The sequence below is a fragment of the Paramagnetospirillum kuznetsovii genome (genome assembly GCF_003284725.1).
GTDB lineage: Bacteria > Pseudomonadota > Alphaproteobacteria > Rhodospirillales > Magnetospirillaceae > Phaeospirillum > Phaeospirillum kuznetsovii.
Genome location: NZ_PGTO01000044.1, coordinates 1 through 9,207, shown reverse-complemented (window position 1 = coordinate 9,207; position 9,207 = coordinate 1). Strand labels below are relative to the sequence as shown.

The 9,207-nt window shown below is 59.3% G+C and carries 7 protein-coding genes and 2 pseudogenes; 5 read left to right on the top strand and 4 right to left on the bottom strand.

The features are described from left to right. Nucleotides 1-97: 97 nt before the first annotated feature. A pseudogene (locus CU669_RS20710) lies at nt 98-1,096 on the top strand (Mu transposase domain-containing protein); the annotation flags it as partial. After that, a complete protein-coding gene (gene istB, locus CU669_RS20705; protein ID WP_112147488.1) occupies nt 1,093-1,932 on the top strand; it encodes an IS21-like element helper ATPase IstB in 840 nt (279 codons plus the stop codon). The pseudogene CU669_RS20710 and the gene istB, both read left to right, overlap by 4 nt. On the opposite strand, the gene CU669_RS20700 is transcribed toward istB, so the two are convergent. The 3 genes from CU669_RS20700 to CU669_RS20690 all read right to left on the bottom strand — a co-directional run bounded on the left by CU669_RS20700 (nt 1,876) and on the right by CU669_RS20690 (nt 4,686). Then, entirely contained in the window at nt 1,876-3,513 is a 1,638-nt protein-coding gene (locus CU669_RS20700) for an AAA family ATPase (protein WP_112147487.1), read from the bottom strand. The two genes, istB and CU669_RS20700, sit on opposite strands and share 57 nt — an antisense overlap. 73 nt (nt 3,514-3,586) lie before the next feature. Then, nucleotides 3,587-4,099: a hypothetical protein gene (locus CU669_RS20695; protein ID WP_112147486.1), complete on the bottom strand. Its 513-nt coding sequence runs from the start codon at nt 4,097-4,099 to the stop codon at nt 3,587-3,589. 20 nt (nt 4,100-4,119) lie between these two features. After that, nucleotides 4,120-4,686, bottom strand: coding sequence for a hypothetical protein (locus tag CU669_RS20690; protein ID WP_161539762.1), 567 nt, complete (start codon nt 4,684-4,686; stop codon nt 4,120-4,122). A 185-nt stretch (nt 4,687-4,871) separates the two neighbouring features. On the opposite strand from CU669_RS20690, the gene CU669_RS20685 reads away from it, so the two are divergent. Continuing rightward, on the top strand, nt 4,872-5,096 hold the full coding sequence (locus tag CU669_RS20685; RefSeq protein ID WP_275667829.1) for a helix-turn-helix domain-containing protein: 225 nt from the start codon (nt 4,872-4,874) through the stop codon (nt 5,094-5,096). 295 nt (nt 5,097-5,391) lie between these two features. Here CU669_RS20685 and CU669_RS20680 read toward each other — a convergent pair. Next, nucleotides 5,392-5,699, bottom strand: a pseudogene (locus tag CU669_RS20680) (integrase core domain-containing protein); the annotation flags it as partial. 168 nt (nt 5,700-5,867) lie between these two features. On the opposite strand from CU669_RS20680, the gene CU669_RS20675 reads away from it, so the two are divergent. After that, a complete protein-coding gene (locus CU669_RS20675; protein WP_161539761.1) occupies nt 5,868-7,025 on the top strand; it encodes a peptidoglycan-binding protein in 1,158 nt (385 codons plus the stop codon). 647 nt (nt 7,026-7,672) lie between these two features. Then, on the top strand, nt 7,673-9,207 hold a 1,535-nt coding region (locus CU669_RS20660), incomplete at its 3' end, for a hypothetical protein (protein WP_146747836.1).

Here is a 9,207-nt window from a genome sequence, read left to right as displayed (position 1 = left end):
CCGAAATCGAAGCCCCTCCGGGGCTCCGAGCCCGGCCCCATTGCTCAACCCGCGCCAGACGGCGTAACTTTAGTCGGGACTCTACCCATGGCTGGATGAAAGTTCCACGGCAGGTCAGGATGGCCACGTCGCCGCGTTCGACCGTTTCGGTGGCCTGCCTGTGTCGATCCTCTACGACAACACGACACTGGCGGTAGCCAAGATTCTCGGCGACGGCAAGCGGAAGCGGACGAGGGCCTTCACCGAGTTGCAGTCCCACTACCTGTTCACGGATCGCTTTGGGCGCCCTGGCAAGGGCAATGACAAGGGCAAGGTCGAGGGGTTGGTCGGCTACGCCCGGCGCAACTGGATGGTGCCCAAACCGGTGGCCGCTGATTTCGACGCACTCAATGCCATGTTGCTGGCTCGCAGTCTGGAGCACCATGGCGACGTGCTGCGGGGCCACCACCAGACCATAGGTGAGCGGCTGGCTGCTGATCTTGCCATCTTCCGTCCATTGCCTGCCGCCCCCTTCGAGCCGTGCGACAAACGCCCCGGCCGGGTCAGCTCGCTCAGCCTGGTGCGCTACCGCTGCAACGACTATTCGGTGCCGACCCAGTTCGGTCACCGCGAGGTGTTGGTGAAGGGGTTTGTCGATGAGGTGGTGATTGCCCACGGCAACGAGGTGATCGCCCGTCATCCCCGGTCATACGACAGTGCCGACTTCGTGTTCGATCCCCTGCATTATCTCGCCCTGCTGGAGCAGAAGACCGGCGCACTGGACCAAGCCGCTCCACTCCAAGGATGGCAATTGCCCGATGTATTCGCCGAGTTGCGCCGCCTGCTGGAAGCCCGTATGGACAAACGTGGCCGACGGGAGTTCGTTCAGGTTCTGCGACTGCTGGAGGTCTTCCCGCTGGCACCGGTGACGGCGGCGATCAGGGATGCCATCGAGCGTGGCGCCATCGCCTTCGATGCCATCAAGCACCTGACCTTATGCCGGATCGAGCGGCGTCCGCCGCGACTGGATCTGTCGGCCTATCCCTTCCTGCCCGGCGCGGAGGTCAAGACCACCGCCGCCGCCGATTACATGGCCTTGCTGGGAGAAGCGGCATGACGACATCAGCCGAGACGGCTCTGCCGCAGGTTCTGCTGGCTCATCACCTGAAAACCCTCAAGCTGCCGACCTTTCTGCGCGAATACGACAAGCAGGCCCAGCTCTGCGCTGCCGAGGGCGTCGACCATCCCCGCTATCTGCTGCGGCTGGCCGAGTTGGAACTGATCGAGCGGGAACGACGGACGGTCGAGCGCCGCATCCGAGAGGCCCGGTTCCCAGCGGTCAAATCGCTCGACAGCTTCGACTTCACCGCCATCCCGTCGCTCAACAAGATGCTGGTCCTCGATCTGGCGCGTTGCGACTACATCACCCGGCGCGAAAACGTCATCGCGCTGGGCAATTCCGGCACCGGCAAGACGCACACGGCCCTAGCCCTTGGGCTGGCGGCCTGCCAGCACGGCTTCTCGGTCGGGTTCACCACTGCGGCCGGACTGGTCAGCCAGATGATGGAGGCCCGCGATGAGAAGCGTCTGCTCAAGCTCCAGAGCCAGATCCAAGCGTACAAGCTGCTCATCATTGATGAACTGGGCTACGTGCCACTGTCGCCCACCGGCGCCGAACTGCTGTTCGAGGCGTTCAGCCAACGCTACGAACGCGGCTCCACCATCGTCACCTCGAACCTGCCATTCGACGAGTGGACTTCGGTGTTTGGCTCGGAACGCCTGACCGGTGCACTGCTCGACCGCCTCACCCATCACGTCCACATTCTGGAGATGAACGGCGAGAGCTACCGTCTCGCGCATTCCAAAGCACGACGACGGAAGGCCGCTTCTGCCGGATCAACCACACCACCGGACATCATCGATCCCGACACCGGCGAGATCATCACCCCCTGACGACCACGGGAAATCGGCGGCCGAAAATGCGAAGGGGGGCCGATCGGCCCCCCTTCGCATTTCCCCCATCCCAACCACCGAGTGGCTCCCTTTTGCTCCGGCGCGGTGGCTCCCTTTCTCTCCGGCGTTGACAATTCCCAGTTCAAGTGAGAGGTCCGACATGATTCCAGCCAGAATTGAGGGAAAAGCTGTGCTCGGCGGCTTTTCAACCTTGATGACCGCCAGCCTTGAAAGCAGTGGCGTTGGCAAATTGTCAGAGTTGTTTGCCGCCAACATCCAATTTACGTGGCGAAGGTCTACGTTGCGACATAAGCATTCATCGTGCCATTGGCGTGCCCCTTCTGGCTCCAACAGAGTTAGCAGCACGTCGATAACCCGACCGTTGTGGTTGCTCGCGCTTGCTTTCTCCACCTCATCGACCAGGATTAACGGATTCGCCATTTCGGACTCACGGACGCTTCGGACGATCGCGGAAGGAGTTGCTGTGCCCCAGCCCTTTGAGGTGCCAGCGATATCGCGGGAATCGGAGCTTCCTCCCAAGTTAATCGTGCGCAATGAAAGGCCGACGAGTTCGGCAACCCTGCGGGCAAACCTGGATTTTCCAATGCCAGGTTGGCCAACCAGCAGCATTGGCCTGAATTTGAACCATTGAGGACCAGCGCGCAGGTGGTGGAGACGGAGATCATCGCAAATCCGATCAATGACGGCATTCATCCACGGGAATTCAGCCTTCAGATCCTGGTGAATGCGATCAGGGGTAATCTGCCCACCACCCAGAGGTAACGGCATGGACAGCCTGTTCCAATAGCTGGCCTCGTCGCGCTTTTCGCGGCTCATGGAGGAGCGGATGTCGAGCGGAACCTGCATTACCACTACGGATGCTACATCCGCTGCAGGACTGGTGGGGCTGTCATCCGACACAGCGGTGCTTTCAATCTTCTCCAGCTTTTGGCGGGCACGTCCCAGGATCGCCGTCAGCGATTCGTTGGCGCTTCGATCTTGTTCGGCGAGGGCGACGGCATCACGGAACTGGTCCCGTGCCGCCCACTCCAAAGATAGACGTTGAGCGCGACGTCGGTCCCGGCGCCATTGCCCAATCTCTTCCCTCTGATGGGCGTTTCGAAGGTGTTTCGGAATTTGCAATACCTCTCTGCTTGGAGGGGCGATGTGCGCTGCCCATGTGGCAAGCCCCTGTGCCAGCATTCCCCGAGATAATGGATGCTCGGTTTGGGAATGCCATCGATGTTGAGACAGCAGCACTCCGGCCAGTACAATGGTCATGCGGAGGTCGAAGATCGCGCCCTTGTTGTCGGCGGGCGATTCCGGCATCGAGGCAATGATCGGCAGTAGAAGTGACATATCGCCGCTGCGTAGCCCCGTGATGGCGTTGGCCATTTCTGGAACGGAGAAGTGGGCATTACCCAGGGCCCCGCGGATCAACTCGGCGGCGGCAGCGGAAACCTTCCGGTCGTCAAGGAGGTGACGAGGGCCAAGTTTGCGCCAAAGATGTAGCGTCGAAATCGCATCAAGTGGAGGCAAGAGTGGCGGAGAAGGTACGGGCGGGAAGGAAGGATCATCCATTTTGGCAAACCTCAGGTGTCTGCGCCTGGGGGGCGCATTGCAAATGATTGGATTAATTTGAAAAGAAGATGGGCTAGGACGCGGTCTGGCTGGTCCAGCTATTCGCGATCATGAGGTCTGAAATGCCCCGCAAACGGGCTTCGGCTTGGGCCATTTCAACCCATGCCAGCCAGCGGTTCTCCAGGCCAAACTGCCCTTCTCCCAAGATGATCGACATCGACCGCTTGGTGGCACCGTGACAACCGCCACCAAGAGTGATCCAGCGGTATCCGCCGGTAGCATCCAGGCCCAAGTGCAGGCCAAAAAACTTCAAGCTGGGGGCCTTCTCACCGAGGCTAACGTTCAACATGTCGAACAGTTCGGCAGGTGTGGGAGCGCGGAGCGGTACATTTTCATCCGGGTGGTCGGATAGCCATCGGGCCAGAAGTGCGAGAACCGGCCTGGCCTGTTCATTCAAGGTGTTTTTCAGACTCCCCCAGGAGGGCATCGAGAGACCGAAGGCCCAAAGCATGTCATTGACTGAAAGGTTGATCTGCTCAGGCAGGTTGCGGATATCGGCGTGGGTGACAGGACGGGCAGTATTCATTTGAGGCGTTCCTTTTTGGACTAAGCGGCAATGGAGAGAGTGGAGGTTATCTGTTCTGTCAGGGTGGCCATCGCACGACGGCCATCGGTTCCCGACAGCATCGGCAAAGGCGGGTTGTCGGGGTTGGAGAAGGCGTAGCCAAGGATCATCGGGTAGCTGAGCGATGCATAAGGGATGACGATCACCCGCATGACGCGGCCATTCAGCATTTCCGTAATGCGTGCACCATTAGTTGCGCCAGCCTCGAACGCATTCAGCGTTCCGTGGACACTCCAGGCCCCAACATCGCAACGCAACGGATAGCGGTCCTCAGTAACCGCGACTTCGGGGTAGATGACGCTGTCCGGCATCAGCGCAATTGCCAGCAGGTGGAGGTGAACGATCAGCCGACGGTGGCTTGGACTGTGGCGGCCGCGCTGCGAAATCAGCAACAGCCGATCAATCTCCTGATCGCTGATCTTCGGCAAATAAGGAAGAGCAATGTCCTCAACCACAATCCGCCCATCATGGAGGCTCTGGGAAAGGCCCCTGCAGTCGCCGTTCCGCATATTGCCGGGGAGCTGACGGTGCAGAACCGAGGCCAGCATGGTGGAACTGCTATGGGCCAGCATGGCCGCCCGAGGCAGAAAGTTTGATGGTGCACGGGCGGCGATAGGGCCGAGGGGGAGGTGAGGTTGAAATGGCATTGCGGTGGGGCTCCAAATCGATCTAACCTCAATACAATATATTGGCGCTAGGCTAACGTCAATTAAATATATTGAGGTTGATCCAAATGACCCCAGCCCAATGCCGAGCTGCCCGTGCGATGCTCGGTTGGTCGCAAGACAAACTGGCAGGCGAAGCCAAAGTGGCTAAACAAACTTTGGCGGATTTCGAGCGAGGAGCACGGACACCCTATCCACGAACCCTTGCAGACATCCTTAAGGCGCTTGAGGTTGCCGGTGTGGGGCTAGTTGATGATGAATTGGGAGTTGGAGTAAGGCTTTCCCGCCGTTAACGATCCCAAGGTACCGACTTCTTCGGTGGTGCTCGGCTAGGGAATCAGGAGGAGGGACAAGAATTTCCCTCGCAATTCACGCGAGGTGGTAACGCGTTACTGCCCTGGCGTTCCCAATCCAGGCCCGTGGTGACGCGTTACCAGTGCTGAGGTCGCGTGGAAAATTCTGTTCTACTATTAATTATTTTCAATAGTGTTCCTACGGGGTGGTCTGAGTTGCGGTCACATGTGTGATGATTTTTGATATTTACCGTTTGGAGTGGTTTTGAGCGTTACTGACCTGTTCCCGAACTTGTTACCGCTCAGAGATAGAGGCCCATCTAGTTTTGATGCCCGAAATGGGCGGTTCTGGTTGCTTTCGGTATCGAGCGGCCATCTCCAATGGCGTGTTGCCGAGGCTGGTGTGAAGCCGCACATAGTTGTAATCATCCTTCCAGGCCGCCAGGACGGCCCTGGCGTGGTTCAATGAGGTGAACAGCGTCTCTTTGAGACATTCGTCGCGCAGCCTACCGTTGAAGCTTTCGATGAAAGCGTTCTGGGCGGCTTACCCGGCACGATGTAATGCCATTCGCCCCGGCGTTCCTGGCACCAGCGCAGGATGGCCAAGTATTATCGTCAGGCTCCTTTGTCATCCCTCGTCGCCAGAGCACTGGTTACTATGATATCAAGCTAACTGCCTTCCCTGGTGAATGGGCGCGGCCAGAAGAAGAGCCGAATGAGGTCACGGCACAGTCACCCTTTCCGATCCGCCTCCTTTTGAGGAATTCCAGCATGCGTTCCATTTTCAGGTTGGCCTCCGCGGCCACGCTTGCGCTTTACAGCACGGGATGGGCAGCCAATGTCGAGCGCCGCGCATCCGTGAGCGACACAGTAATCGCAGACGATGGGCGGCTCGATGGTTCCGAAAGGATGGCTCGCCAGACAAAGTCCCCCGACGTCTTGGAGGTGCAGCGGCGTCTTCGCAAATTGGGCTACTCAGTTGGACCTCTCGACGGTCTTCTGGGTCAGAAGACCCGCAAGGCCATTAACGCCTATCTAGCGGAGCGAGGATTGCCTCCCGCGGGGTGGATTTCTCCTAGCCTGATCACCGAATTGGAAGACGTCTCAAAATTGCCACCGACCTCGGATGAGGGGCGCTCGAGACATACAGGGCACTCTATTGTTCACGATAGTTTGCGAGAGACCGATCCCGAGAAAGTGAGGGTGGTTCAGCGCCGCCTAAAGGAACTTGGGTATTATGCCGGCCAGGTTGACGGGGTGGTCGAGACGCGGCTTGCCGAGGCCATCAAGGCCTACCAGAGCGCGTCCGGCATGCCGATCACTGGGTGGATATTTCCAGATCTTGTCGCTGAGTTGGGGGCGCCCGCTAAAGTGACGGAAGCGACTGTTCCCGAGCCTGAACTGCCGGCCACCAAGACATGGGGCGCCAGGGATGTCGTGGGAAAGTCTTTGCATGCCATTCCCGGCGACAAACTGGGAGCGGTGGCGGACGTGGTCATCGGCAGTGATGGCTCAGTTGTAGGGCTGGTCGCGGCCATTGTTGACTATTACGGCTACCGCCAGGGCAAGACTCTGATCTCCTGGAGCCAAATGATGCCGTCCGTCGGACGGCCGGTGATCATTCTTCCCCTTTCGGCAGATCAGGCACGCCTAATTCGTCGCGATCCCCCTATCTTTGAACTTGCCGAAGGCCAGATGCTTGCAAGCAAATTGACCGGCGCCAACGCCCGGATGGCCGGTCGTCGCTGGGGTAAGGTCGTTGATGCCGTTTTCCTTCAGACGGGGAAAATGGATCATCTGATCGTCTTGGACCGGGATGAGGAAAAGCAGACCATACCGGCCGCCAAAGCCACTCTGATCCCAGCGGACGATGCCGTGGAGATCTACGTGCCAGAGCCGGTCGGGCAGTTTGAGACTGGCGCATCGTAAGGTAATGCTTAAAAAAGCCGCTGGAGGCCACTCAACTGGGAGGCGCTTGTCGCCATTATTTCAAGGGATATCCCCGTTACCGTTCCCCTTGAAATACAAGCCCACTCACATGGCGAGTGTTTCAGTTGAAGGCGTCGATGATTGTCAGCACGCGGATGTGTCGGTCGTCATTAAGTTGGTCGGGCATGAAGTCCATGGCCCAGACGTGGTTGGGCTGTGCCACTGCGCCTCTGTCCTTCCCCTGAATTTGGCGGACAAACCTCTTCGATCGGCGCACTTTCTTCCGCTTGACGGAGGATGAGCACGATCCGACTGTCATTGAACTTCCGCTGTTTCATAGCCGATCCTTTTCAGCAGTCAGGTCTCTCAAGTCGAATCGAGAGTTTTTCGCATAAATAGGTAAAGTTTTCCGGAAGCCGCTTATCTGGAATTTCTAAGGGGGCTCTAAAACAGTTATTCAAATTTTGTCGTCATTTTAATCGCATATATAAATTTGTTACATTTTGTTTGTAATTGGCACCTCAGAACAAACACAATGCGTTACGATTCTCTTCAATCTGGCCCAATAAGATGGTAATATCCCAAAGGGATGATGTGGGTGAGTGCTTCGGCTGCCTCCGGCAGGGGGCGGCGGAGAGGGGGGTGTTATGGCGGAAGATGCAGGCGCGGTTGCTCAGGCGGCACAGCACGGAGCCGATGACAGAACACTGCTTGACGATCTCACCGTCTTAGCGCAGCCAGGAGGGCAGTCGCTGCAGTCCGGCGAGGCGCGGCAGGCCCAAGATGAGGAAAAGGGCGGCGGCATCAACGAGCTGGCCGCCATCCAACAGGGAACCCCTGACTTGGCGGCCGCCTTCGTCGCTGTCGTGCCCGATCAAGCCGGGGCCGCCAACGGGGGCGATAAGGTCGCTGCCGCGGCCGCTCCCCAGGGCCAAGGCGTCGATGCCATAGACAATGCCAAGCCGATCGGTCCGGAAAATACCACAAGAGCCGATGGCTCGTCCGCGGTCAGCCCCTTGACGCTGCCGACGCTGGAAAATTCCAGTCGTGGCGAGGCCGCGGCCGCCAAGTCAGTGCAGACCGCAGAGGATCCGCCCCCAAACGTCGTGGCTCCCGCGCCTGCTCCCACGGTTGTCGCGCCACAGTCCCAGACGGTCGTTTCCACTGTTGACCAGACTGTGACGCCGTCGGCTCCTGAAAAGGCGGCCTCGACGGCGAAGGCCGATGATGTGGTGATTCCACAAGCCCATGTCGGCGCTCCCAACGTCGTCGTTTCCGACGTGACCGGCAATGAAGACGATGCCATCGCGCTGACCATCAAGGTCTCGGCCAGCGATGCCGGGGACTCCGTGTCCCAGATCATGATCTATGGCGTGCCCACAGGCGGCATTTTGAATCACGGGAACCAAAATGCCGACGGCAGTTGGACCCTGACCACATCCGATCTCAACGGTCTGACTTTGACGCCGCCGCATGATTTTGGCGGGACCATCAGTCTTGAGGTCTCGGCCTCTGCCACCGATTCCGGCTTGTCCGCCAGTTCGGGACGGATGGAGTTCGACGTTTCCGTCCTGCGGGTGGCCGACGCCCCAAGCCTCACCCTGAACCAAGCGCGGGGCAACGAGGACGCCGCCATCGCGCTCGACATCTCGCCTCATCTCAGCGATACAGACGGCTCGGAAAGCATTTCGGCGGTCACCATTACCGGCGTGCCCAGTGGCGCGACGCTGAATCACGGCGTTCACAATGCCGACGGCAGTTGGACTCTGTCCTCGGCCGACTTGGCCGGGCTGAAGATCACGCCCGCCACCAACGACGCCCATGACTTCACCCTGACGGTGACCGCCACCTCGACAGAACAGGCCGGAGACCCCAACCCCATTGCCGTCGGCCGGGAAAGCGCGACCTCGGCTCCGGTGACCTTGTCGGTCACGGTGGACGCGACAGCCCATACGCCCGCCTTGGTTCAGACGGCCCCCGCGTCAGGCAATGAGGACAGCCGCATCAACCTGAATCTGACCGAAGCGCTGACGGCGTCCAATGAAAGCCTGACCCTGACGGTCTCGGGCGTGCCCACCGGATCGCATTTCTACGCCTCGGCCATCGGCGGCGCGGCCATCGGCCACGACAATGGCGACGGCAGTTGGAGCTTCACCAGTGCCGAGGTGGCCCAAGCCCAAGG

Coding starts and splice junctions, on each gene's coding strand:
- istB (WP_112147488.1), top strand. CDS start 1,093: ATGACGACATCAGCCGAGACGGCTCTGCCGCAGGTTCTGCTGGCTCAT.
- CU669_RS20700 (WP_112147487.1), bottom strand. CDS start 3,513: ATGGATGATCCTTCCTTCCCGCCCGTACCTTCTCCGCCACTCTTGCCT.
- CU669_RS20695 (WP_112147486.1), bottom strand. CDS start 4,099: ATGAATACTGCCCGTCCTGTCACCCACGCCGATATCCGCAACCTGCCT.
- CU669_RS20690 (WP_161539762.1), bottom strand. CDS start 4,686: ATGCTGGCCTCGGTTCTGCACCGTCAGCTCCCCGGCAATATGCGGAAC.
- CU669_RS20685 (WP_275667829.1), top strand. CDS start 4,872: ATGACCCCAGCCCAATGCCGAGCTGCCCGTGCGATGCTCGGTTGGTCG.
- CU669_RS20675 (WP_161539761.1), top strand. CDS start 5,868: ATGCGTTCCATTTTCAGGTTGGCCTCCGCGGCCACGCTTGCGCTTTAC.